Here is a 23,083-nt window from a genome sequence, read left to right as displayed (position 1 = left end):
GGCGGGGCTGGGGAGTTCTGAAGCGTGGCAGCAGACAAGGCGATCGGGCCGATCCGGCGTTCCTTTGCGCCGTGGAATGATCCGAAGGCACGACCCTTCATCGAATTTCGCAACGTCACCAAACGGTTCGGCGATTTCACCGCGGTCGACCACCTGTCGCTCGGGATCTACGAACGCGAGTTCTTCGCGCTGCTCGGGCCGTCGGGCTGCGGCAAGACCACGCTGATGCGGATGATCGCCGGCTTCGAGGAGCCGACCGAGGGCCATGTTCTGCTCGACGGGCAGGATCTGGTCGGCGTGCCGCCCTACCGCCGGCCGACCAATATGATGTTCCAGTCCTATGCGTTGTTCCCGCATATGAGCGTGTGGGACAACATCGCCTTCGGGCTCAAACAGGACAAGATGCCGAAGCCGGAGATCGCCGCCCGCGTCGAGGAGATGCTGGCGCTCGTCAAGCTCGGGCCCTTTGCGCGGCGCAAGCCCCACCAGCTCTCCGGCGGCCAGAAGCAGCGCGTCGCGCTCGCCCGCTCGCTCGCCAAGAAGCCGAAAGTGCTGCTGCTCGACGAGCCGCTCGGCGCGCTCGACAAGAAGCTGCGCGAGGAGACGCAGTTCGAACTGACCGACCTGCAGATGAAGCTCGGCATGACCTTCATCATCGTCACCCACGATCAGGAGGAGGCGATGACCGTCGCCGACCGGATCGCCGTGATGGATCACGGCAAGATCGTGCAGGTGGCGACGCCGGCCGAGATCTATGAGCTGCCGAATTCGCGCTATGTCGCGGACTTCATCGGCGACATCAATCTGATCGAGGGCCGGCTGGCACCGGCGGCGGGCAACGGGGCGCGGCTCGAATGCGCGGGTACGGGCGCGACGGTCGAGACGAGCCAGCCGGTCGAGGCCGCGCCCGGCAGCGAGGCCTGGTTTGCGATCCGTCCCGAGAAGGTGACGATCGGCCTTGAGCCGCCGGCCGATCCCACGAAGAACGCGCTGAAAGGCACGGTCTGGGACATCGGCTATCTCGGCGACGTTTCGATCTATCATGTCCGGCTCGCCACCGGCGCCACGGTGAAGGCGACGATCGCCAACCGCACCCGGCTCGTCGAGCGGCCGATCACCTGGGAGGACGAGGTCTGGCTCTCCTGGTCGCGCGACGGTGGCGTCGTGCTGACGCGGTAGGGGGAACACCATGGCGGTTGCATGCGAGACGGTGAGGCCGGCGCTCTCCCGCAGGCGAGACGGCGGCGACGCGGGCGCGATGCGCCGAGCGGGAGGCGCCGATGGCCGGGCCTGATCCGAAGGGCGGCGGCGGCCGCTTCCTGGTGCTCGGCATCCCCTATCTCTGGCTGATCGTCTTCTTCCTCATCCCCTTCCTGATCGTCCTCAAGATCTCCTTCTCGACGACGGCGATCGCCATCCCGCCCTATACGCCGGCGATCGATTTCGCGCAGGGGCTGACGGCGGTCTGGGAACAGGCGAAGGAATTCACCACCGACAATTACGTCTGGCTGACCGAGGATGCCCTCTACTGGAAGGCCTATCTCGAGAGCCTGTGGATCGCGCTCGTCTCGACCTTCCTCGTGCTCCTGATCGGCTATCCGCTCGCCTATGGCATGGCGCGGGCGCCGGCCCGCTGGCGCCCGACCCTCGTGATGATGGTGATCCTGCCGTTCTGGACCTCGTTCCTGATCCGCGTCTATGCCTGGATCGGCATTCTGAAGCCGGAGGGCCTGCTCAATCAGGTGCTGCTCGCGGTCGGCGTGATCGACGAGCCGCTCGTCATCACAGGCACCAATCTCGCGGTCTATATCGGCATCGTCTATTCCTACTTGCCCTTCATGGTGCTGCCGCTCTATGCCGCGCTCGAGCGGCAGGACCAGACCCTGCTCGAGGCGGCGGCCGATCTCGGCTGCCGGCCGATCGAGTCGTTCTGGAAGATCACGTTCCCGCTGTCGCTGCCGGGCGTCGTCGCCGGCTGCTTCCTCGTCTTCATTCCGGCGGTCGGCGAGTTCGTCATTCCCGACCTGCTCGGCGGCTCGGGCACGCTGATGATCGGCCGCACGCTGTGGAACGAGTTCTTCCTCAATCGCGACTGGCCGGTCGCCTCGGCCGTCGCCGTCATCCTGCTCCTCGTGCTCGTCGTGCCGATCGTGATCTTCCAGAACCAGCAGAAGAAGAACGAGGAGCGGCTCAGATGAACGACAGGCCGTCCTGGTTCAACGTCACCTCGCTGGTGCTCGGCTTCTCCTTCCTCTATCTGCCGATCGTGCTGCTCGTCGTTTATTCGTTCAACGCCTCGCGGCTCGTGACGGTATGGGGTGGGTTCTCGACCCAGTGGTACGTGTCGCTGATCCACAATCAGGGCATTCTCGACGCCGCCTGGGTGACCATCCGCGTCGCGCTGATCTCGGCGACCTGCGCCACGATCCTCGGCACCCTCGCCGCGGTGGCGCTGGTGCGCTACGGCCGCTTCCATGGCCGGACGCTCTTTTCGGGCATGGTCTACGCCCCGCTCGTCATGCCGGAGGTGATCACCGGCCTGTCGCTGCTGCTGCTCTTCGTGGCGGTCGGGTTCGACCGCGGCTTCTGGACCGTTGTGCTCGCCCACATCACGCTCTCGATGTGCTTCGTCGCGGTGGTGGTGCAGTCGCGCCTCGTCACCTTCGACCGCTCGCTCGAGGAGGCCGCGCTCGATCTCGGCTGTCCGCCGGGGAAGACCTTTCTCAAGATCACCCTGCCGCTGATCGCGCCGGCCGTCGTCGCCGGCTGGATGCTCGCCTTCACCCTGTCGCTCGACGATCTCGTCATCGCGAGTTTCACGACGGGGCCGGGGGCGACGACCCTGCCGATGAAGATCTACAGCCAGGTGCGGCTGGGCGTGACGCCGGAGATCAACGCCGTCTGCACGATCCTGATCGGCATCGTCGCGACCGGCGTGATCATCGCCTCGATCGCCACCAAGCGGCGCGAGGTCGAGCGCGCCCGGGCCGAACGGCTCGCCGCCGCAGCGCCCTGAGGCGCGGCTTCTCCGTCAGAGCGGCGGCGGGGGCGGCGGGTCGTCGAATCGCGGGCCGCGCGGCTCGCGGATTTCGGACCGTTCCTCGGGGGTAGCGCGTTCGAGGGCCCGCAGCACGGCCTGTTCGCCGCGCTTGCGCATGCCTTCGAGCCGGTCCCCCAGCGCGGCGAAGGCCGCTTCGACGCGGCTGCGGTCGAAGGGCTCCGTCTTGATCGCTTGCACCAGATCCCGGCGCTGCTCGCGAATCCGGGCGAGATCCGCCGCCATCTCAGGCTGCGTCGCTTCGAGTTCCGCCGCGACCGCATCGCGCAGCGATGGCGGCAGCCCGCCCAGTCCCTGTTCGACGATCCGCATCATGTTGGGTGGGCCGCCGGGGTGGAAGCCGCGGCCGGCGAGGAAGCCGATCACCAGGAAATTCGCCGACAGCGACAGAGCGAGCAGCACGAAGAGCGCGATCACGAGGCGGCGCGACAGGGTCAAAGCGTGCCTCCCGAACTCGTGCCGGCGCTCGACCCGCCATCGATGTCGGGCAATACGAGCGCGGCGAGCGTCGACGCGTCATCGGTCGGCGCGAGCGTCGTGCCGAGCACGAAGCCGGCGACGAGCGAGGCGGCGAGCGCCGTCGTGCCGAAGGCTGCCGCGAGACGGCCGAGTCGCGGGGCCGCCATCCGGTCGGCGACCCGTGCGGCGATCCGCGTCGCATAGCCCAGTTCGACCGGGGCGGCCGGCAGGGCGCCGAGCGCCCGGTCGAGACGCGCCGCGAGCGCGAGTGCGGCTGCAGCGTCCCGGTCGGACAGGACGAGCGACTGCGCGGCGCGGCGCTCCGCCTCGGGCCACTGCGCCAGCGTGCCGCCGTGGCGATCGAGCGAATCCTCGAATTCGGTCCGGCTCATCGAGAGAGGCTGACGGGTCGATCCGGTCATGTCTGGTCCCCTTCTCCGGCATCCTGACGCGCGGCGAGCTTCGTGCGAAGCGTCCGGCGCGCCCGGACGAGCAATTGTTCGGCGGCACCCTCGCTGACGCCGAGCGTTGCGGCGATCTCCGCCACCCCGCGATCCCCCTCCGCCGCGAGCAGGATCGCGGCCCGCTGGCGGTCGGGCAGGGTCCGTATGTCGTCGAGCACCGCGCGGGTCTCCGCCGCGTCGATCATGGCGGCCTCGGGACCGGGCGCGGGGTCTTCGGGCTCCGCCGTCTCCGCGAGGCCGGTCCAGCGCCAGAGCCGCGCCCGCCGGGCGCGATCGATGGCGCGATTGATCGCAACCCGCGTCAAGAAGGCGGCGAAAGGCGCAGCGCCGGGCCGCCACCGCGCGGCCTCCTTCCAGGCGACGACGAAGGTTTCCTGCACGATGTCGTCCGCTTCGTCCCGCCGGCCGCTGAAGCGCAGCACGAGCGTACGCAGCCGCCCGCCATGGCGGCGGATCAGCTCGGCGAGCGCCCGCTCGTCGCCCTGCCGCAAAGCGGCGACGAGTGGTGCGTCGGGATCGTCCGCCGGGCTCGTCGCGCCCGGCGCAGCTGGGCGCATCAGGAAGCCTCGCGAGAAGCCGTCGCGGACGATCTTAGCATGGCGGACGCGCGCTGCGTCGGGCGCGGGGGCGGTTGGCCCTTTCGCAGCGATCGCGTCCGCCATGCATCCCTCGGCCCGTCAGCGCGCCAGGGGACCCAGGAAGCCGAGCACATGAGGCCCGGCCACCATGAATTCGGCGCGGCTCACCTTGCCGTCCTCATTGGTGTCGAGCCGGGTGAAAGCGGGCGTCGGCCGTGCGACGAAATCGGCCCGCGTGATCGAATCGCCCTCGCCGAAGCCGAGCCGGGCGAAGAGGCGCTCTTCCATCTTCTCGTGACGCTCTTCCATCTTCGCGCGGCGTTCGTCGCGGCGGGCACGCCGTTCCTCGCGCCGCGCGTCGCGGTCGCCCTCCGCCGCGGGGCCGCCATCCGGTCCGCCCCAGCCGGGGCCGCGACCGTCCGGTCCGGGGCCATCCCGACCCATGGGTCCGCCCGGCCCATCCTCGGGACCCATCATGCCCCTCTCCATGCCGGGACCGCGACCCATGCCGGGGCCGCCCCAGCCATGCGGGCCATGGCCCATGCGCGGCAGGCCGGCGAGCACCTCCTCGCGGGTCAGCGTGCCGTTCTTGTCGGCGTCGAGCGCGTCGAAGAGGGCGCCGCGCGCCGCCTGGAGCTCGCTCTGATCGATCGCGCCGTCGCCATTGCGGTCGAGCGCCCAGAACAGCATCGCCCGGCCGACCGGTTCGCGGTCTTCGGGATCGGGGCCTTGCGCGGCCGCCGGGAGGGAAAACGCGGTCGCGGCGAGCACCAGGGTGGTCGCGAGCAATCGGCTTCTCATCATCGGTTCGTCTCCTGTCGAAGAGCGCCCCGTCAAACGCCTTCGAGGAGCATCACGCCGCAGCGCGGTTTTCCCTACGCGGGTGAAGATCTTTTTTCGTGCCTCAGCGGGGGCTGAGAAAGCCGAGCCGGATCGGCCCCGGCGCAGCGCCGGCATCGGCATGGTCGAGAATGCCGTCGAAATCCGGCACAAGGGTCGGCGCATCCCAATGCCCACCGAGAAGGAAGGGGACGGGGACGGTGTCGGCCGGCCCGTCGGGCCTGCGGGCCGCGCGCTCGACGAGCAACTGGCCGCGGCCGGAGATCGACGTGGTGCCGATCGGCGCCCGCCCGACGAGTTCGACCGTATAGCCGCTGCCGCGGATCGACAGATCGCCGGTGCGCACCTCTCCGTCGCCGATCGAGAGACCGGCGGTCAGCTGTTCGAAACCGGTGCTGCCGCCGACCAGGCTGTTGAGCGGGCTGAAACTCCCCGTGTTGACGGCCCGCACGATGGCGCCGACGTCGAGACCGGCGATCGTCCCGCGGGTGATGCGCACTCGTCCGTCCCCGGAAAGCGACCCGATCAGGGCGCCGAGCGTCGCGCCCTGCGCACCGAGCGTCACCTCGCCGCCGCCGATGCCGTCGACGGCGCCGAGGCCGAGCAGATCGGAGAGGGCGAGCCGTGCGGGGATGCCGTCCAGTCGGGCCGAGAGCCGCGCGGCGGCGCCGCCGGCCTTCGGGCCGAGATCGAGCGAGCCGACGAGCCGCCCGCCGAGGAGCTGCGCTTCGCCGAGACTGGCCGCGAGCCGGCCGGCGGAGATATTCAGGGCAGCGGCGCTGCGGCCGAGCCGCACGCGGCCGGTCAGTACCTCGTTCGCAGAGAGACGCAGGTCGATGTCGAGCGCGTCGAGCAGGCCGGTCGGAACGGGGAAAGTGCTCCAGCGCCTCGGGCCGCCCGTTGCCGCGACGAGCGCGTCGGCGTAGGGCGTCAGATCGAGCCGGTCGAGCGCCAGCGTGCCGGCGAGGGCCGGACGCGCCGTCCCCGGCGAAAGGCTGAGTGCCCCTTCCGCCTCGTTGCCGTCGAGCCGCAGCGTCGCCTGGCTGAAGGAGAGTCCGTCGGCGGCGAGTCGCGCGCGCCCCTCGACGGAGGCGGGACCGAAAGTTGCGCCGGAGCCGCCGGGGCCGTCGAGCCAGGCGGAGAGATCGCGCAGCGACGCGGTCGAGAGCGAGAGCTGCCCCTCGGCGACGAAGCCGCCGGCCGTCTGCGTCGTGCCGGAGAAGCTCGCGCGGACCGGCTTGGCCCCGAGGCTCAGGCGCAGCGTCGTCGACCGTCCGTCGGCCAACGCCGCCGGGTTCGCGATCGTCGCGCCGAACTCGACCGGCTCGCCGCGCCAGGCGAGCCAGCCATGCGCGTCGAAAGCGGCCGCCGTCGAGGGCCAGTCGAACTCCGCGTCGATCGCGTCGGCCGAGAAGGCCGGGGCGCCCGCCGCGTCGCGATAGACGAGCGTGCCGGACCGGATCATCACCCGGCCGAAGCGCGACTTCACCGGATCGTCGTCGAAGGCGTAGCGCGCGAGATGTGCGGCCTCCGGCGAAAGATGGAAATGCGGCCTGTCGAGCTCGAAGGATTTCGTCTCCAGCCGCCCGAAGAGCAGGGCGAGCATGCCGACCCGCACGACGAGCGCGTCCATCTCGGCGAGCGGCGCGTCGGCGGGGCCGATCCGCGCGTCCTGGAAGCGGATCGACAGGCCGTGATCGAAACGCACCGCCGGCGTGCCGGAGAAGGCGAGGGTCTGGCCGGTCCAGCCGAGCACGTGGCGGGTCAGCGCGGTGGCGACCATATCGGTCGAGACGAGGAAGGGCGTCGCGGACAGAGCCGCGGCCACCGCTGCGGCCACGAGGAGGACGGGAATGAGCAGCCGTTTCATCAGCGCACCGCCCCCGGTCTTTTCATTGCACCGCGGCATAGGCATCGGATAGGGCCATTCGGCAGGCCCTTCAAGGAATTTTTCAGAACGTCCACATCCCGTGATCGACGGGCGGCGAGCGACGGGGAAGGATTATCGCCGTCCGGTGCGGGCGAGGAGCGCGACCGGGACGAGGCCGGCGAGCACGATGGCGAGCGCGGCGACGGCGCCATCCTCATAGGTGCCGCGGGCCGCCTCGCCATAGACATGGGTAGCGAGAGTCTCGAAATTGAACGGCCGCAGCAGCAGCGTCGCCGGCAATTCCTTCATGCAGTCGACGAAGACGAGCAGCCCGGCGGCGGCGAGCGCCGGAGAGAGCATCGGCAGGTGGATGCGGCCGACCGTCTTCAGCGGCCCGGCGCCGAGGCTGCGCGCCGCCATGTCGATCGACGGGCTGATCCGCGCGAGACCGGCCTCGAGCCCGCCGGCCGAGACCGCGAGGAAGCGCAGCACATAGGCGAAGACGAGCGCCGCCCCCGAGCCGGTGAGGAGGAGGCCGGGCGAGACGCCGGTCCAGCTCCTGACCGCATTGGCGATGAGATTGTCGAGGCTCGCGAGCGGCACGAGCAGCCCCGCCGCGAGCACCGTGCCGGGAAGCGCATAGCCGACGCTCGCCACGCGCACGAGGAAGGGCGCGAGCGGACCGCGCACGACGCGCACCGTATAGGCGAGCACGAGGCCGACCGCGACGGCGACGAGCGCGGCGATCGCCGCGAGGCCGACGCTGTTGGCGATCCAGGAGCCGAGATCGGCCGGCAGGCCCCGCGTCCCGACCCGGCGCACCGCGGAGAGGACGAGATAGCTCGCCGGCACGACGAAGCCGAGCAGGACGGGAAGCGAGAGGAGCAGGGCGGCGGCGAGCCCGCGCCAGCCGGCGAGCCGCCGCGGCGCCGGCGCGCGGCCGCGGCCGGCGGGGCCGGCATAGCGGCGGCTCCGGCGGGCGCGGTGCTCGACGAGGATGAGGACGAAGACGATCGCCAGCATGAAGAGGGCGATCTGCGCGGCGCCCTCGATCGAGGAGCGGGTGACCCAGGTGGTGTAGATCGCGACCGTGAGGGTGCGCACGCCGAGGAATTCCGAAGCGCCGATGTCGTTGAGCGCTTCCAGCATGGCGAGGCTGACGCCGACGACGAGCGCCGGCCGGGCGAGCGGCAGCGCGACGGTGCGGAAACTGCGCCACGGCCCGGCGCCGAGCGTGCGCGACACCTCGAGCATCGAGGCCGACTGCATCAGGAAGAGCGCCCGCACCGGGAGATAGACGTAAGGGTAGAGCACGAAGGCGAGAAGAAAGATCGCCCCGCCGAGCGAGCGGATCTCGGGAAACCACAGGCCGCGCGGGTCGGAAATGCCGAGAAGGCCGCGCAGGAAGGTCTGCACCGGCCCGACCGGGTGGGTCACGTCGAGATAGGCATAGGCGGCGATATAGGTCGGCACCGCGAGCGGCAGGATCAGCGCCACTTCGAGGATGCGCCGGCCGGGAAAGCGGAACATCGCCACGAGCCAGGCCGCGCCGACGCCGATCACCGCGACCGACAGGCCGACCCCGGCGAGCAGCAGCACGGTGGTGCGGACCGCCACCGGCAGGACGTTCTGGAGAAGGTGGGGCCACAGCCCGCCGGAGCCGCGGCTCGCGAAGACGACGAGGCCGGCGACCGGCGCGAGCACGAGCAGCGCCACGGCGAAGGAGGCGGCGAGCCAGGGCCAGCCCGGGCCCAGGCGGCTCTTCACGGCCGCCGCTTCGGCGACGGGATCGGCGGGCTCGAGAAGGTCTGTCAAGCGGGCGCGGTGGTCTGAAGGGGAAAAGGCGGGCCGGGACGGCCCGCCTCGAGGCGCTTCGCTTTACTCGTCGAAGCCGACCTTGTCGACGAGCTCGCTCGCCTGCTTGCGGTTCTTCGCGACCACGGTGAGCGGCAGCGGGTCGATGGTGAGCGGGCCGAGTGCGGCGATGATCGGGTCCGCCTCGATGCCCGGCTTGACCGGATATTCGAAGTTCGCCTTGGCATAGATGTGCTGCGCCTCGTCGGACGCGAGGAATTCGAGCAGCTTCTTCGCATTGTCGAGGTTCGGCGCGTTCTTGGCGATCGCCGCACCGGAGACGTTCACATGCGTACCCTTGCCGTCCTTGAAGGTCGGCAGGATCACGCGGATCGCCTCGCCCCAGGGCTTCTGTTCCTCGCCGCCGGCGCCCGACCGCATCAGGCCGACATAGTAGGAGTTGCCGATGCCGATGTCGCAGAGGCCGGCGAGGATGTCGCGCGCCACATCGCGATCGCCGCCGCCGGGCTTGCGGGCGAGGTTCTCCTTGACGCCGGAGAGCCAGGTCTCGGCCGCCTCGGCGCCGTCCTTGGCGATCAGCGCGGCGATCAGCGAGGTGTTGTAGGGGTGCTGGCCCGAGCGGATGCAGACCTTGCCCTTCCATTTCGGATCGGCGAAGTCCTCATAGGTCAGCGTCTCGTCGCTCACCCGGTCCTTCGAGACATAGGCGACGCGGGCGCGGATCGAGAGAGCGAACCACTGATTGTCCGGGTCGCGCAGGTTCTGCGGAATCGAAGCGGTCAGAACCTCGGACTGGACCGGCTGGGTGAGGCCACGGTCGACGAGTTCGATCAGATTGCCGTAATCGACGACATTGAAGAGGTCGGCGGGCGAGTTCTCCCCCTCCGCGGCGACGCGCTCGGCGAGGCCCTCCTTGACGAAGATCGTGTTGACCTTGATGCCGGTCTCGGTGCTGAAGGTATCGAGGAGCGGCTGGATCAGCCCGGGTTCGCGGGTCGTGTAGACGTTCACCTCTTGCGCGAGCGCAGTGGGCACGGCAGCGCAGAACGCGCCGAAGGCCAGAAGGGGGCCTGCGAGAAGGCGGGTCATCGTCTCTCTCCATCCGTTCGTGTCGCCGGCGCGTCTGCGCCGGAGCGCCGGCAAAATGCGGGCGGCGACCGTTGCGGTCAACCAGAAGCCCAATCAAATCAATGTATTAGATTGATTCCAATGTGGAACATCTCTAAACTCGGCTCGGAAACTGCGGATCGGACTGGGACCTCGCGACCGGATTCCAAGTGATCCTTACGATCCGCGCCAGTCGCCCTTCGCGGCCTGGACGAGCGCGAGCGCGGCGACCGCCGCGGTATCGGCGCGCAGGATGCGCGGCCCGAGCGCGATCGGAACGACGAAAGGCAGGCGCCTCAGCCGGTCGCGTTCCTCGGCGGAGAAGCCGCCCTCCGGCCCGATCAGGACGCCGAGCGGGCCATCGGTCAGGCGCGACAGCACGGCGAGCGGATCGCCCGCCTCGTTCTCGTCGCAGAAGACGAGCGGCATCGCCATGGGCCACTCGGCGACGACATCGAGGAGGGGCCGCGGCGGGTCGATCGCCGGCAGGGACAGGATGCCGCACTGCTCGGCCGCCTCGATGGCGTTCGCCCGCAGTCGCTCCGGATTGAGCTTCGGCACCTGGGTGTGCTGGGTGATCACCGGCCGCAGCCGGCCGGCGCCCATCTCGACGGCCTTCTGCACCATATAGTCGAGGCGGCCCTGCTTGAGCGGCGCGAAGAGATAGTCGAGCACCGCCGGCGGCGTCTGCGGACGGGTGCGTTCCCCGATCGTCAGGGCCGCGCGCTTGCGGTCGCCCTCGAGCACGGCGCGCCATTCGCCGTCGCGCCCGTTGAAGACGAGCAGGCTCTCGCCCGGCCGCATGCGCAGCACGGTGACGAGATAGTTCGCCTGGTCGCGATCGAGCGGCAGCGTCGCGCCAATGGCGAGATCGGCGTCGAGGAAGAGGCGCTGGCTGGTGAAATCATAGCGGGACATGCTTCTTCCGATACCTCCCGCCGCATCGTGTCGCAACGGAGCGGTCGACGGGAACACCGGATCGGGTTAGGCATGCGCCATGGCCGAAACGCCCGCCACCAACGCCGCCGAATTCACGGTCTCCGAGATCTCGCTCGCCCTCAAACGGACGGTCGAGGAGAATTTCGGCTATGTCCGCGTCCGGGGCGAGGTGTCGGGCTATCGCGGGCCGCATTCCTCGGGCCACGCCTATTTCGCGCTCAAGGACGACCGCGCCAAGCTCGAGGCGGTGATCTGGAAGATGACCTTCCAGCGGCTGCGCTTCCGCCCCGAGGAGGGGCTGGAAGTGATCGCCACGGGCAAGCTCACCACCTTCCCCGGCTCGTCGAAATACCAGATCGTCATCGATTCGCTGGAACCGGCCGGCGCCGGCGCGCTGATGGCGCTGCTCGAGGAGCGCCGCCGCCGGCTCGCCGCCGAGGGCCTCTTCGACGCGGCGCGGAAGCGCCCGATCCCCTATCTGCCGCGCGTCATCGGCGTCGTCACCTCGCCGACGGGTGCGGTGATCCGCGACATCCTGCACCGCCTCGCCGACCGCTTTCCGGTTCATGTCCTCGTCTGGCCGGTGCGCGTCCAGGGCGAGACGGCGGCCGCCGAGGTGGCGGCGGCGATCGCCGGCTTCAATGCGCTGCCCGCGGGCGGCCGGATCCCGCGGCCGGACGTGCTGATCGTGGCGCGCGGCGGCGGCAGCCTCGAGGATCTGTGGGCGTTCAACGAGGAGGTGGTGGTGCGGGCCGCCGCGGCCTCGGCGATCCCGCTCATCTCGGCGGTGGGCCATGAGACGGACACGACGCTGATCGACCACGCCGCGGATCTGCGCGCGCCGACGCCGACCGGCGCCGCCGAGATGGCCGTGCCGGTGCGCTCCGTACTCGTCGCGGCGGTGGGCGATCTCGCCCGCCGGCTCGAGAGCGGGGCGCTGCGCGGCATCGAGCAGCGCCGCCGCGAGGTGCGCGCGCTCGCCCGTGGCCTGCCGCGGCTCGACGACCTGCTCGCCATCCCGCGCCGCGCCTTCGACGAATGGGCGACGCGCCTCGACCGGGCGCTCGCCGCCAGCGCCTTCGCCCACAAGGCGCGGCTCGGCCGTGTCGAGGCACGCTTCACGCCCGCCTGTCTCGAGCGCATCGTCGGCCGCGCGCGCGAACGGCTCGCGCTCGCCGCGGATCGCAAGGGCCGGGCGCTCGAACGTTCGGTCGAACGCCGCCGGGCGACGTTTCTGCGGGCCTCCGGCCGATTGCGCATCGAGCCGGTGGCGGAGCGGCTGCGGCGCGCCGCTGAGCGGGCCGAGACGCTCGACCGGCGCGCCTTCACGGCCTTCTGCCGCAGCGCGGAGCGGAGCCGTGAGCGAATGGACCGGCTGTGGCGGCTCGCCGAGACGCTGTCCTACAAGGCGGTGCTCGCCCGCGGCTTCGCGCTCGTCACCGACAGCGACGGCGCACCCGTGAAGACGGCTGTCGCGGTGTCGCCGGGCATGGCGCTCACGATCCGGTTCCAGGACGGCCCGGTCGGCGCGACGGCCGCCGGCTCCCCCGCGGAGCCGGCGGAACGGCCGAAGCCGGCACCCGCCGCGCCGAAGAAGTCGTCGTCCGCCCGCAGCGGCCAGGGCAGCCTGTTCTAGGCACGTCCTCTCCCGGACCGGGCGGGGGCGTAGGCGTTTCTGCCGCTCTCTTCTGCCTCGTTTTTGGGCGGCAACCGACGGATGTCCCGTGCAGGACGGCTGCGCGCGCCGGCGGCATGGAACTTGCCATGGGCTCGACAGGGTGCGGGCCGCAGGGTCCGCGCGGTCGTTCCCGGAAGGAGAGTTCATGCCCACGTCGCGCCTCGTCCGTCGCTTCTCGTCCCTTGCCGCGCTGGCCGGCTTCGCGCTCGCCGGCCTCGCGGCCGCCGCGTCGGCGCAGACGCCGGTCAAGTTCTCGCTCGACTGGAAGTATGAGGGTCCGGCGGCGCCGTTCCTGATCGCGCTCGACAAGGGCTACTTCAAGGATGCCGGGCTCGACGTCACGATCGATACGGCGGGCGGCTCGCTCGAGCCGATCAATCGGGTCGCGTCCGGCACCTACGACATGGGGTTCGGCGACATCAATTCGCTGATCAAATTCGTCGACGCCAATCCGACCGTGCCGCTCAAGGCCGTCTACATGGTCTACAACAAGCCGGCCTTCTCGATCGTCGGGCGCAAGAGCCTCGGCATCACCGCGCCGAAGGATCTCGAGGGCAAGAAGCTCGGCGCACCCGCGCCGGACGGTGCCTGGGCGCAGTGGAAGATCTTCGCCGCCGCGAACGGCATCGACAGCACGAAGGTGACCGTCGAGAATGTCGGCTTCCCGGTCCGCGAGCCGATGCTCGCCGCCGGCGATGTCGATGCGATCACCGGCTTCTCCTTCTCCTCCTTCATCAATCTGAAGGCGAACGGAGTGCCGGCGGACGACATCACCGTGCTCCTGATGGCCGATCACGGCGTCGATCTCTACGGCAATGCGATCTTCGTGAATCCGGCCTTCGCCGAGAAGAATCCCGAGGCGGTGAAGGGCTTCCTCGCCGCCTTCAACAAGGCGCTGAAGGAGACGGTCGCCGATCCCGCCGCGGCGGTCGAGCACGTGACGGCCGCCAACCCGCTGGTCGCGAAGAATGTCGAGCTCGAACGGCTGCAGATGGCGGTCGACCAGAACATCCTGACGGACGAGGTCAAGGCGAACGGCTTCGGCGCTATCGACTCCGCCCGGCTCGGCGCCGCCATCGACCAGATCGGCCTCACCTACGAATTCAAGGCGAAGCCGGCGGCCGAGGCCGTCTTCGACCCGTCCTTCCTGCCGTCGGCCGACGACCGGAAGGTGATGTAGGCGTGTCGGCGGGGCAGGGGGCGGCGGCGGATCCCTTCGTCCGCCTCGAGGGGGTCAGCCATGTCTATGGCGGCGCGGCCGCGCTGAAGGCGGGGACCGGCACGCTCGCCGTGGACGGTCTCGACATCACGATCGGCCGCGGCGAATTCGCCGCGGTGGTCGGGCCGTCGGGTTGCGGCAAGTCGACCCTGATGAAGCTCGCGACCGGGCTGCAATTCCCGGTCGGGGGCACGGTCTCCGTTGCAGGCGAGCCGGTCACGAAGCCGGTGAAGATCGCCGGCATGGCCTTCCAGGCGCCGAACCTCCTGCCCTGGCGGACGACGCTCGACAATCTGATGCTGCCGCTCGAAGTGGTCGAGCCGCATCGGCGGCGGCTGCGCTGGAACAAGGCGGAGTATGTCGACCGGGCGGAGCGTCTGCTCGCCTCGGTCGGCCTCGCCGGCTTCGGCGACAAATTCCCCTGGCAGCTCTCGGGCGGCATGCAGATGCGCGCCGCGCTCTGCCGGGCGCTGATCCACGAGCCCCAACTGCTGATGCTCGACGAGCCGTTCGGCGCGCTCGACGCCTTCACGCGCGAGGAATTGTGGTGCGTCATCCGCGACCTGCACCAGCGGACCGGCATCACGGTCGTGCTCGTCACCCATGATCTGCGCGAGGCGGTGTTCCTCGCCGACCGGATCTTCGTCATGTCGGCCCGGCCGGGCCGCATCCTCGTCGAACGGACGGTCGGCATTGCGAGGCCGCGCGACCTCGAGATCACCTATACGGCCGGCTTCCAGGAGATCGTGCACGAGTTGCGCGGCCATATCGTGGAGGCCCGCCGATGACCGCGACGCCCGTGCTCATCCGCTTCGCGCCGTGGATCTTCACCGTCGGCCTGTTCGTGATCTGGGAAGCGGTGTGCCGGCTCTTCGCCATCCCGCCCTTCTTCCTGCCGCCGCCCTCGCTCGTCTTCGGCGCGATGGTGCAGTTCTGGCGGCCGCTCGTCGACAATTCGCTCGTCACCCTCGTGACGACGCTGATCGGCTTCCTGCTCGCGGTCGGCTTCGGCCTCCTGCTCGGCCTCGCGATCGGCGCCTCGCGCACCGTCTATGCCGGCGTCTATCCGCTGATGATCGGCTTCAACGCCATCCCGAAGGTGGCGGTCGTGCCGATCCTGGTGCTGTGGTTCGGCATCGGCGCGGTACCCGCCGTGCTCACCGCCTTCCTGATCTCGTTCTTCCCGATCGTCGTCAATGTCGCGACCGGGCTCGCCACCATCGAGCCGGAGCTCGAGGACGTGCTGAAGGCGCTCGGCGCCTCGAAGCTCGACATCATGCGCAAGGTCGGCATTCCGCGCGCGCTGCCCTATTTCTTCGGCTCGCTCAAAATCGCCATCACGCTCGCCTTCGTCGGCTCGGTGATCTCGGAATCGGTCGCCTCCAATCGCGGCATCGGCAATCTGATGCTGCAGGCGCAGGCGCTGTTCCAGGTGCCGCTCGTCTTCGCCGGTCTGATCGCCCTCGCAGTCGAGGGCATCGTCATGTATGCGGCGATGGCCTGGCTCGAAAAGCGCACTACCGGCTGGGCGCAGCGCTCCGGCTTCGGAACCTGAGGGCCTCGCGCGCCGGTGTTGTTTTCATCGACAACGGGGCGGTATGGCGGTATCGTTGCGGACGTGAAAGCGGAGCTGCTCTATTTCCGTCGTATGCCGATCGGTGAAACGGCCTTCACCGAGATGGTCCTTTGGAGAGTGCCTACCCCGGTTCCCGGCAGCAGCCATGCCTTCAGATATCGGCTCGCGCTGATCGTCGAGGGTGTCTGCGTGGTGCGCTACGACAATGAGCGGGGCAAGGGCGACCACCGCCACATCGCCGGCCGGGAAGAGCCGTTCGTTTTCACCGGGCCGGCCGATCTGTTCGCTGCGTTCGAGGCCGACGTGAGGAGGATCATGGCATGAGGACGCTGCACGTTCGGATCGAGACGATGGATGCCATGAGGGCGGGCTTCCTCGACGCGTGGGAGAACGCTGCCGCGGGCAAGCCGAGGACCGCCGATCACGGGGTAAGCTTTGCCAGCTACGACGACATGCATCGCGTTCTTGCGCCTTCGCGCCTCGCCATCGTCAAGATCATGGCGGGTCAGGGGCCGCTCGCGATTCGCGAGGTCGCCCGGCGGGTGGGCCGCGACGTCCAGGCGGTTCATCGCGATATCACGACCCTCATCAATGCCGGCATCATCGATCGCGAAGAGGGAGGCGTCGTGTTCCCCTATGACGAGATCGACTTCGCCTTCAAGGTGAGCGCGGCGGCGTGAGGGCGGGCGGTCCGCCGGTTGCGCCCCGCGCCGATCGGACCTAGACGAGAAGCATCGCTTCCTCCTCACGCGGTCCCCATGGTCGAAAACATTCCTCCCCGCACCGGCGGCCGGTTGCTCGTCGAGGCGCTCGCGGCAAACGGTGTCGAACGGGTCTTCTGCGTTCCGGGCGAGAGCTATCTCGCCGCGCTCGACGCGCTCTATGATTCCGGCATTCCGGTCACGGTGGCACGCCACGAGGGCGGCGCGGCGATGATGGCCGAGGCGTTCGGCAAGCTCTCCGGCCGGCCGGGCATCTGCTTCGTCACGCGCGGGCCGGGGGCGACCAACGCCGCCGCGGGCCTGCACGTCGCCATGCAGGATTCGACGCCGATGATCCTCTTCGTCGGCCAGGTCGGGCGCGACATGCGCGAGCGCGAGGCCTTCCAGGAGATCGACTATCGCCGCATGTTCGGCAGCGTCGTCAAATGGGTGGCCGAGATCGACAGCGCCGAGCGTGTGCCGGAATTCGTCTCGCGCGCCTTCCATGTCGCCGTCGCCGGCCGGCCGGGACCCGTCGTGCTCGCCCTGCCGGAGGACATGCTGCGCGAGACCGCGGCCGTGCCGGTCGCGGCGGCGGCCGAGCCGGTCGAGACCTATCCGGGCCTCACCCAGACCGCGCAGCTGCAGAAGCTGCTGTGGGCGGCGCAGCGCCCCTTCGCCATTCTCGGCGGGGCGCGCTGGAGCGAGAAGGCGCTCGCCTCGGTCGCCCGTTTCGCGGAGCGCTTCGACCTGCCGGTGGCGGTTTCCTTCCGCCGCCAGGGCCTGTTCGACCACGAGCACCCGAATTTCGCCGGCGATGTCGGCGTCGGCATCAATCCGGCGCTCGCTGCGCGCATCCGCGCGGCCGATCTCCTGCTCCTGATCGGCGGCCGGATGGGGGAGATGCCGTCGCAGGGCTATACGCTGATCGGCATTCCCGAGCCCGACCAGACGCTCGTCCACGTCCATGCCGATGCCGATGAACTCGGCCGGGTCTATCGGCCGGCGCTCGCCATCAATGCGACGCCGAACGGCTTCGCCGCGCAGCTCGAAGTCGTCCATCCGCCGGTCTCGATCCCCTGGGGCGCCGAGACCCGGGCGGCAAACGCGGCCTATCGCGCCTGGTCGGAGCCGACGCCGCGCGATCTCGACGGGGTCGACATGGGGCCGGTGATCAAGGCGCTCGGTGCCCGCCTGCCCGCCGACGCCATCCTCACCAATGGCGCGGGCAATTACGCCGTCTGGCTGCATCGCTATCATCGCTTCCGCGCCCCCGGCACCCAGCTCGCGCCGACCTCCGGCTCGATGGGCTATGGCGTTCCGGCGGCGGTCGCAGCGAAGCTGCGTCATCCCGAGCGGATCGTCGTCGCTTTCGCGGGCGACGGCTGCTTCCAGATGACGGGGCTCGAATTCGGCACGGCCGTGCAGGCCGGCGCGGCGATCGTCGTCGTGGTGGTCGACAACGGCATGTACGGCACGATCCGCATGCACCAGGAACGTCATTATCCGGAACGGGTCGTCGCCACGCCGCTCGTCAATCCGGATTTCGCCGCCTTTGCCCGCGCCTATGGCGGGCATGGCGAGACCGTCGCGACGACCGGGGACTTCATGCCGGCCTTCGAACGCGCGCTCGCCTCGGGCAAGCCGGCGATCCTGCACGTCAAGGTCGATCCCGAGGCCATCACCCCGTCCTCGACCATCGGCGCGATCCGCGGCGCAGGGCGGCGCTGAGGGGTCTTCGGTCGCGGCTCGCAATCGGCAGGAGCCTCGCGACGGGCGGCACGTCGCAGCCTTTCGAGATGACCGGCCGAAAGCTAGGGTGGAAGCCGTCGAGCGAGTCGAGAGGGGCGTGTCGGATGAAGCTGTTCGAACATGCGCGTGCCGCCCGCGGCGGCCTCGCCGTCCTGATGGCCGTCGGATCGATGCTCCTGGCGGCGCCCGCCTTCGCGCAGGACCCGGAGGAGGACGGCCCGGCCTATCCGCACATCGAGTTCTCCGAAGGCGCTCGCGACGGCAGCGTTACAGACGGCCCGATCACCGCGCGGATCGTCCAGGAACCGATGCCGGCGGGCGCCGATGCGGTCGAGACCCCGGAACTGACCGTTTCGGTCGACGGCAAGGCGGTGTTGAGGGCGAAGGGCGCGCCCTCGGGCCTCGATGAGATCGCTGCGGACGCGATGATCGCGGAGATCGACCCGGCGAACGCCGGCAAGGAGGTCTATTTCTCGAGCTATACCGGCGGGGCGCATTGCTGCTCGCAGGCGATTGTCGCGACGGAGACCGAGGCCGGCTGGACGGGCGTCGAGATCGGCACGTTCGACGGCGACGGCGATTACCTGCGCGACGTCGACGGCGATGGTGTTGCCGAGATCGTCACGGTCGACAACCGTTTCCTTTATGCCTTCGATTGCTATGCCTGCAGCGCCGCACCGCTCGTCGTCTATGCGGTGCGGGCGGGCGTGCGGATCGACGTGACGGCGGAGCCGCGCTTTCTTGCCGAACACCGGGCCTGGCTCGCGCAGCTCGAGTCGGACGTCGACCCGGAGAATCGCTGGACCTCGCCGGGCTTCGTCGCCGGCTGGGTGGCGGCGAAGGCGCGCGTGGGGGAGGGGGGCGCGGCGATGGCGGCGCTGCGGTCGCACTGGGACTCCGCCGCCGACGAGGGCGAGGAGACCTGCCTTTCCGGTGACGATATCGACGCCTGTCCGCGCAAGGACCGGAAGCTGCTCAAATTCCCCGACCGCCTGGCGCTGTTCCTCAAACGCACCGGCTATCCGATCTGAGCGACGGAAAGCGGCTTCTTCTTCGTTCACGCGATCGGGGGACCGGGGCGCGCCTGCGAGGAGCGGGCGCGTTCATGTCCAAGGAGTCGTGCATGCTCTCGCGTCGTAGCCTGTTGACGGGTCTTTTCGCTTCGGTGGCGCTCGTGCCGCTCGCGGCGGTGGATGAAGCCGCCGCCGATGTGCGGGTGCGGATGGCGCCGCCGGCGCCGCGCCGCGAGGTCCGGCCGCCGCCCCGCCGCGGCTATGTCTGGGTGCCGGGCTATTGGGAGTGGCGGCGCGGCCGTTTCGCCTGGGTCGAGGGACGCTTCGAGCGCGAGCGCCGCGGCCAGCGCTGGCGCGAGCCGCGCTGGGTCCGCCGCGGCGGCGAATGGCAGTTCACGCCGGGCGGCTGGGGGCGCTGAGGCGCCGCCCATCAGCGATCATCGGGAGGGGGCGGCCACGGCCGCCTCTTCGCCGCTCATCTCGGTCTCGCGCCGTTCCGGCCGACCACACGCCAGCCTCGCGCCAGCTTCGGCGCCTATCTCGCGTGGAGGTGGTATATCACGAAGGAGCGGTCATGGCCGGCGTCGGTCGGAAACTGGGCAGTGTCCTCGTTCTCGTCGCAACGAGCGCCGTGGCGGCCTCGGGAATCGCGATTTATGCGAGCGAGCGTTTCGCGGGCGAGCTGTCGCTCTCGGCCACCACCAATACGGCGCTGCGCCAGCACATGGTCGGCGACATGATGCACGACGCCTTGCGGGGCGACGTCTATGAGGCGCTGATCGACTCTGGCGACGGGCAGGCCGCCGCCGCCGCGGTGCGCGCGGCGACGGACGAGCACGCCGCGACCTTCCGCGAGACGGTCGCGCGGAACAAGGCGCTGCCGCTGTCGCCCGAGGCGCGCGCCATGCTCGACGGGCTGGACCAGCCGCTCGCCGATTATATCGATCAGGCGCAGCGCATTGTCGCACTGGCCTTCGAGGACGGTGCCGCGGCGCGTGCGCAGCTCGCGCAGTTCGATCAGCGTTTCAGCGTCCTCGAAGATGCGATGGAGAAGGCCGGGGATGCGATCGAGCGGAGCGTCACCGAGGCCGCGGCTCAGGGCGCCCGTTTCGCGCAGCAGGCCATATCTGTGGCCGTGCTCCTGCTCGCCGCTGCCCTTCTGATCGCCGCCATCGGGCTCTTCATAACCAATCGCGCCGTGGTTCGTCCGCTCGTGCGTCTGCAGCGGACCACGCAGCGTCTCGCCGAGGGCGATCTCGACGTCGCGGTCACCGGCCACGACCGGCGCGACGAGATCGGCCGCATGGCGGCGGCGCTCTCGGTGTTCCGCGAGAACGGGCTCGAGGTCCGCCGGCTCGCCGCGGAGCGGCGCGAGGCGGAAGCGCGCGCCGCCGCCGAGCGTCGGGAGGCGTTCGGCGCCCTCGCCGACCGGTTCGAACGCAACGTGCGCGGGGTCGTCACCGCCGTCGAGACGGCCGCCGTCCGGCTGAAGGAGAACGCCAAGGTGATGGACGAGACGGCGCGCGACGCCTCGAGCCGTTCCGCCGCGATCGTCACCGCTTCGGGCAGCACATCGGACAATGTCGGCCTCGTCGCGGCCGCTGCCGAAGAACTGTCCTCCTCGATCGACGAGATCGGCGCCAAGGTCTCGGACGCGGCGGTGATCGCGGCGGAGGCGGCGAGCCAGGCGAGCACGACCCGGCAGATCGCCGGCGGTCTCGCCACGACCGCCGGGCGGATCGGCGAGGTGGTCGACCTCATCAACCGCATCGCCGAGCAGACCAATCTCCTCGCGCTCAATGCGACGATCGAAGCGGCGCGGGCCGGCGATGCCGGCCGCGGCTTCGCGGTCGTCGCGTCGGAGGTGAAGACGCTCGCCAACCAGACGGCGAAGTCCACCGAGGACATATCCCAGCAGGTCGCGTCGGTGCAGCAATCGACCCGTGCCGTGGTCGACGCGATCGGCGGCGTCACCCGCACGATCGACCGCGTCAACGAGATCTCGGCGGCGATCGCCGCCTCGGTGGAGGAACAGACCGCGGCGACCGGCGAGATCGCCCGCAATGTCGACCAGGCGGCGATCGGGACGCGCGCCGTCTCGACCACGATCACCGGGCTCTCGGCCGCCGCAGAGCGGACGGGCAGCGCGGCCGCCTCGATCGTCGATTCGGCCGAAGACCTCGCCCATCAGGCCGAGACCCTGCGCAGCCAGCTCGATCATTTCGTCGCCGAGATCCGCGCCGCCTGAGCGGCGCGGTCCGGCCTCAGACGATCTGCGCGATCTCGTCGAAGGGCAGGCGGTAGCCGCGGGGGAAGAGCTTCCCGCTGTCGCCATAGCCGATATTGACGAGGAGGTCGGTCTTCACCGTGCCGCCGGGGAAGAACTCGGCATCGACCTTCTCCGCGTCGAAGCCGGCCATCGGGCCGGTGTCGAGCCCGAGCGCGCGCAGCGCCAGGATCAGATAGGCGATCTGCAGCGTCGCGCTCTGGCGCGCCGTCGCCTTCGCCGCATCCGGATTGCCCTCGAACATCGGCTTCAGGTCGACATGCGGGAAAGTGCGGTGCATCTGGTCGAAGAAGCGGACATCGTGGCCGACGATCGCCGTCACCGGGGCGCTCATCGTCTTGTCGACATTGCCCGGCGCGAGCGCCGGCTTCAGCCGCTCCTTCGCCTCCTGCGAGCGGACGAAGACCACCCGGAGCGGCAGGCTGTTCGCCGCGGTGGGGCCGAAGCTCGCGACCTCGACCGCCTCGCGCAGCAGTTCTTCGGAGACGTCCCGGTCCTGCCAGGCGAAATGGGTGCGCGCCGTGCGGAAGATCTGGTCGAGCGCGGCGTCTGAGACGCGCGCCGGCACAGCGGTCGCGGCCTGCGGCCGATCGAGGGTTTCGGTGGTCATGGTCGGGTGCTCCGTCGTGGTCCCGTCTTGCGGTGACCCGAAGATCGGCATCGACATCCATCATCTCAATCGGCAAAAATTAGATGAGAACCATCTGTGGAGATGATGGATGTTGGACCGTCTGACGCTCGACCAGCTCCGCGTGTTCGTCGCGGTGGTCGAAACCGGATCCTTCTCGGGCGCGGCGCGCCAGCTGCGGCGCGTCCAGTCGGCGGTGAGCCAGGCGATGCAGACGCTCGAGGAGACGCTCGGTGTCGCGCTTTTCGACCGCGCCGGCCGGACGCCGAAGGTCACCGAGGCGGGTGCCGCGCTCGTCGTCGACGCGCGGGCGATCCTGCGCGACGCGGAGCGGCTGAAGGACAAGGCGCGGGCGATCACCGAGGACATCGAGCCTTCCCTCCCGGTCGCCATCGACCCGATCCTGTCGCCGACCGTCATCGTCGGGGCGCTGCGCCGCTTCTCGCGCACCTTTCCCGATGTGCCGCTCACCGTGATGACCGAGCCGCTCGCCGGCCCGGAGCGTCGGCTGCGCGACGGCGATGTGCGGCTCGCCTTCCATTCCTGGCCGATGGGCGGCGATCTCGACGTCGAGCGGCGCTTCCTCGTCGGCTATCCGATGATTCCGGTCGTCGCAATGAACCACCCGCTCGCCCGCGAGGCGGAGCCGGTGCCGCGCGCGGTGCTCGAGCGGCATCGTCAGCTCGTCATGACGGATGGCCGGCCGACCCAGCCGGCGGCGAGCGTGATCAGCCGCGACGTGTGGCGCTTCATCGATATGCCGACCCGCGTCTCCTTCCTCTTTGCCGGCTTCGGCTGGTGCAACATGCCGGTGCATCTCGTCGCGCGGGCGATCGCCTCGGGCCGGTTGAAGGCGATCGCCACCGAGAACCGGCAGAGCTTCGAGATCCCGATCAGCGCGGTCAATCTCGTCAGCCGGCCGCTCGGCCGCGCCGGGCGCTGGCTGGTCGACGAGATGGAGCGGCAGATCCGTGCCGAGCTGGAGGCGCTTCCGCATCTCCTGCCCGGCGTCTGCGAGGCCGTCCGTCTCGGCGGGCGTGACGCGGCGCCGCCTGTCGGCTAACCTCGCCGGCCGAACCACAAGAAACCGGAAACGCCC

At 70.0% G+C, this 23,083-nt stretch carries 23 protein-coding genes; 14 read left to right on the top strand and 9 right to left on the bottom strand.

Translation table 11 applies throughout. The features are described 5' to 3' along the window. The first annotated feature begins 24 nt into the window (after positions 1-24). The 3 genes from GGQ63_RS06820 (at position 25) to GGQ63_RS06810 (ending at position 3,016) form a co-directional block, all read left to right on the top strand. Complete coding sequence (locus GGQ63_RS06820) at positions 25-1,179, top strand: polyamine ABC transporter ATP-binding protein (protein WP_183853867.1); 1,155 nt, start codon at positions 25-27, stop codon at positions 1,177-1,179. Between the two features lie 101 nt (positions 1,180-1,280). Continuing rightward, positions 1,281-2,198, top strand: coding sequence for an ABC transporter permease subunit (locus GGQ63_RS06815; RefSeq protein ID WP_183853865.1), 918 nt, complete (start codon positions 1,281-1,283; stop codon positions 2,196-2,198). Then, the gene (locus GGQ63_RS06810; RefSeq protein ID WP_183853863.1) at positions 2,195-3,016 is read left to right on the top strand and encodes an ABC transporter permease; all 822 of its coding nucleotides are present in this window, start codon (positions 2,195-2,197) and stop codon (positions 3,014-3,016) included. Before GGQ63_RS06815 ends, GGQ63_RS06810 begins: the two co-directional genes overlap by 4 nt. Before the next feature lie 15 nt (positions 3,017-3,031). Here GGQ63_RS06810 and GGQ63_RS06805 read toward each other — a convergent pair whose 3' ends face one another. The 8 genes from GGQ63_RS06805 to GGQ63_RS06770 form a co-directional block, all read right to left on the bottom strand. Next, complete coding sequence (locus tag GGQ63_RS06805) at positions 3,032-3,496, bottom strand: periplasmic heavy metal sensor (RefSeq protein WP_183853861.1); 465 nt, start codon at positions 3,494-3,496, stop codon at positions 3,032-3,034. Beyond that, a complete protein-coding gene (locus tag GGQ63_RS06800) occupies positions 3,493-3,939 on the bottom strand; it encodes a hypothetical protein (RefSeq protein ID WP_183853858.1) in 447 nt (148 codons plus the stop codon). Before GGQ63_RS06800 ends, GGQ63_RS06805 begins: the two co-directional genes overlap by 4 nt. After that, positions 3,936-4,538: an RNA polymerase sigma factor gene (locus GGQ63_RS06795; protein WP_183853856.1), complete on the bottom strand. Its 603-nt coding sequence runs from the start codon at positions 4,536-4,538 to the stop codon at positions 3,936-3,938. Before GGQ63_RS06795 ends, GGQ63_RS06800 begins: the two co-directional genes overlap by 4 nt. Before the next feature lie 120 nt (positions 4,539-4,658). Then, on the bottom strand, positions 4,659-5,363 hold the full coding sequence (locus GGQ63_RS06790; protein WP_183853854.1) for an EF-hand domain-containing protein: 705 nt from the start codon (positions 5,361-5,363) through the stop codon (positions 4,659-4,661). A gap of 100 nt (positions 5,364-5,463) precedes the next feature. Further along, complete coding sequence (locus GGQ63_RS06785; protein WP_183853852.1) at positions 5,464-7,269, bottom strand: AsmA family protein; 1,806 nt, start codon at positions 7,267-7,269, stop codon at positions 5,464-5,466. A gap of 132 nt (positions 7,270-7,401) precedes the next feature. Then, the gene (locus tag GGQ63_RS06780; protein ID WP_183853849.1) at positions 7,402-9,036 is read right to left on the bottom strand and encodes an ABC transporter permease subunit; all 1,635 of its coding nucleotides are present in this window, start codon (positions 9,034-9,036) and stop codon (positions 7,402-7,404) included. Positions 9,037-9,147: 111 nt separating this feature from the next. After that, positions 9,148-10,173 carry a Fe(3+) ABC transporter substrate-binding protein gene (locus tag GGQ63_RS06775; protein ID WP_183853847.1) on the bottom strand — a complete coding sequence of 342 codons (1,026 nt, stop codon included), beginning with the start codon at positions 10,171-10,173 and terminating at the stop codon, positions 9,148-9,150. 195 nt (positions 10,174-10,368) lie between these two features. Beyond that, on the bottom strand, positions 10,369-11,109 hold the full coding sequence (locus GGQ63_RS06770) for a 16S rRNA (uracil(1498)-N(3))-methyltransferase (protein ID WP_183853845.1): 741 nt from the start codon (positions 11,107-11,109) through the stop codon (positions 10,369-10,371). Positions 11,110-11,188: 79 nt separating this feature from the next. Between GGQ63_RS06770 and xseA the strand changes: the two genes are divergently transcribed. The 10 genes from xseA (at position 11,189) to GGQ63_RS06720 (ending at position 21,317) form a co-directional block, all read left to right on the top strand. Next, the gene (gene xseA, locus GGQ63_RS06765; protein ID WP_183853843.1) at positions 11,189-12,766 is read left to right on the top strand and encodes an exodeoxyribonuclease VII large subunit; all 1,578 of its coding nucleotides are present in this window, start codon (positions 11,189-11,191) and stop codon (positions 12,764-12,766) included. Between the two features lie 187 nt (positions 12,767-12,953). Next, positions 12,954-13,988, top strand: coding sequence for an ABC transporter substrate-binding protein (locus tag GGQ63_RS06760; protein WP_183853841.1), 1,035 nt, complete (start codon positions 12,954-12,956; stop codon positions 13,986-13,988). A 2-nt stretch (positions 13,989-13,990) separates the two neighbouring features. Next, positions 13,991-14,815 (top strand): ABC transporter ATP-binding protein, encoded by an 825-nt coding sequence (locus GGQ63_RS06755; protein ID WP_425502065.1) that lies wholly within the window; start codon positions 13,991-13,993, stop codon positions 14,813-14,815. Next, the gene (locus GGQ63_RS06750; RefSeq protein ID WP_183853839.1) at positions 14,812-15,582 is read left to right on the top strand and encodes an ABC transporter permease; all 771 of its coding nucleotides are present in this window, start codon (positions 14,812-14,814) and stop codon (positions 15,580-15,582) included. Before GGQ63_RS06755 ends, GGQ63_RS06750 begins: the two co-directional genes overlap by 4 nt. A 63-nt stretch (positions 15,583-15,645) precedes the next feature. After that, positions 15,646-15,927: a toxin-antitoxin system TumE family protein gene (locus tag GGQ63_RS06745; protein WP_425502064.1), complete on the top strand. Its 282-nt coding sequence runs from the start codon at positions 15,646-15,648 to the stop codon at positions 15,925-15,927. Next, entirely contained in the window at positions 15,924-16,283 is a 360-nt protein-coding gene (locus GGQ63_RS06740; protein WP_183853837.1) for an HVO_A0114 family putative DNA-binding protein, read from the top strand. Before GGQ63_RS06745 ends, GGQ63_RS06740 begins: the two co-directional genes overlap by 4 nt. Positions 16,284-16,361: 78 nt before the next feature. Next, entirely contained in the window at positions 16,362-18,035 is a 1,674-nt protein-coding gene (locus tag GGQ63_RS06735) for a thiamine pyrophosphate-binding protein (protein ID WP_183853835.1), read from the top strand. Positions 18,036-18,160: 125 nt separating this feature from the next. After that, positions 18,161-19,087, top strand: coding sequence for a hypothetical protein (locus GGQ63_RS06730; protein WP_183853833.1), 927 nt, complete (start codon positions 18,161-18,163; stop codon positions 19,085-19,087). A 92-nt stretch (positions 19,088-19,179) separates the two neighbouring features. Next, a complete protein-coding gene (locus GGQ63_RS06725; RefSeq protein ID WP_183853831.1) occupies positions 19,180-19,488 on the top strand; it encodes a YXWGXW repeat-containing protein in 309 nt (102 codons plus the stop codon). Between the two features lie 155 nt (positions 19,489-19,643). Beyond that, positions 19,644-21,317, top strand: coding sequence for a methyl-accepting chemotaxis protein (locus GGQ63_RS06720; protein ID WP_183853829.1), 1,674 nt, complete (start codon positions 19,644-19,646; stop codon positions 21,315-21,317). A gap of 16 nt (positions 21,318-21,333) precedes the next feature. Here the strand turns inward: GGQ63_RS06720 and GGQ63_RS06715 are convergent, their stop codons facing one another. Next, positions 21,334-21,924, bottom strand: a complete 591-nt coding sequence (locus GGQ63_RS06715) for a malonic semialdehyde reductase (protein ID WP_343061106.1) — start codon at positions 21,922-21,924, stop codon at positions 21,334-21,336. 151 nt (positions 21,925-22,075) lie between these two features. Between GGQ63_RS06715 and GGQ63_RS06710 the strand changes: the two genes are divergently transcribed. Beyond that, positions 22,076-23,047 (top strand): LysR family transcriptional regulator, encoded by a 972-nt coding sequence (locus GGQ63_RS06710; RefSeq protein WP_183853824.1) that lies wholly within the window; start codon positions 22,076-22,078, stop codon positions 23,045-23,047. The last annotated feature ends 36 nt before the right edge of the window (positions 23,048-23,083 follow it).

It is taken from the genome of Prosthecomicrobium pneumaticum, from assembly GCF_014199915.1.
Taxonomy (GTDB): domain Bacteria; phylum Pseudomonadota; class Alphaproteobacteria; order Rhizobiales; family Kaistiaceae; genus Prosthecomicrobium; species Prosthecomicrobium pneumaticum.
Note: the sequence above shows the minus strand (reverse complement) of the source record. Positions and strands in the feature narration are given on the sequence as shown.

What these genes read in the sequence shown, in the direction of transcription:
- GGQ63_RS06815 (WP_183853865.1), top strand. Translation starts at nt 1,281, where the DNA reads ATGGCCGGGCCTGATCCGAAGGGCGGCGGCGGCCGCTTCCTGGTGCTC.
- GGQ63_RS06810 (WP_183853863.1), top strand. Translation starts at nt 2,195, where the DNA reads ATGAACGACAGGCCGTCCTGGTTCAACGTCACCTCGCTGGTGCTCGGC.
- GGQ63_RS06800 (WP_183853858.1), bottom strand. Translation starts at nt 3,939, where the DNA reads ATGACCGGATCGACCCGTCAGCCTCTCTCGATGAGCCGGACCGAATTC.
- GGQ63_RS06795 (WP_183853856.1), bottom strand. Translation starts at nt 4,538, where the DNA reads ATGCGCCCAGCTGCGCCGGGCGCGACGAGCCCGGCGGACGATCCCGAC.
- GGQ63_RS06790 (WP_183853854.1), bottom strand. Translation starts at nt 5,363, where the DNA reads ATGATGAGAAGCCGATTGCTCGCGACCACCCTGGTGCTCGCCGCGACC.
- GGQ63_RS06785 (WP_183853852.1), bottom strand. Translation starts at nt 7,269, where the DNA reads ATGAAACGGCTGCTCATTCCCGTCCTCCTCGTGGCCGCAGCGGTGGCC.
- GGQ63_RS06775 (WP_183853847.1), bottom strand. Translation starts at nt 10,173, where the DNA reads ATGACCCGCCTTCTCGCAGGCCCCCTTCTGGCCTTCGGCGCGTTCTGC.
- GGQ63_RS06770 (WP_183853845.1), bottom strand. Translation starts at nt 11,109, where the DNA reads ATGTCCCGCTATGATTTCACCAGCCAGCGCCTCTTCCTCGACGCCGAT.
- xseA (WP_183853843.1), top strand. Translation starts at nt 11,189, where the DNA reads ATGGCCGAAACGCCCGCCACCAACGCCGCCGAATTCACGGTCTCCGAG.
- GGQ63_RS06760 (WP_183853841.1), top strand. Translation starts at nt 12,954, where the DNA reads ATGCCCACGTCGCGCCTCGTCCGTCGCTTCTCGTCCCTTGCCGCGCTG.
- GGQ63_RS06750 (WP_183853839.1), top strand. Translation starts at nt 14,812, where the DNA reads ATGACCGCGACGCCCGTGCTCATCCGCTTCGCGCCGTGGATCTTCACC.
- GGQ63_RS06740 (WP_183853837.1), top strand. Translation starts at nt 15,924, where the DNA reads ATGAGGACGCTGCACGTTCGGATCGAGACGATGGATGCCATGAGGGCG.
- GGQ63_RS06735 (WP_183853835.1), top strand. Translation starts at nt 16,362, where the DNA reads ATGGTCGAAAACATTCCTCCCCGCACCGGCGGCCGGTTGCTCGTCGAG.
- GGQ63_RS06730 (WP_183853833.1), top strand. Translation starts at nt 18,161, where the DNA reads ATGAAGCTGTTCGAACATGCGCGTGCCGCCCGCGGCGGCCTCGCCGTC.
- GGQ63_RS06725 (WP_183853831.1), top strand. Translation starts at nt 19,180, where the DNA reads ATGCTCTCGCGTCGTAGCCTGTTGACGGGTCTTTTCGCTTCGGTGGCG.
- GGQ63_RS06720 (WP_183853829.1), top strand. Translation starts at nt 19,644, where the DNA reads ATGGCCGGCGTCGGTCGGAAACTGGGCAGTGTCCTCGTTCTCGTCGCA.
- GGQ63_RS06710 (WP_183853824.1), top strand. Translation starts at nt 22,076, where the DNA reads ATGTTGGACCGTCTGACGCTCGACCAGCTCCGCGTGTTCGTCGCGGTG.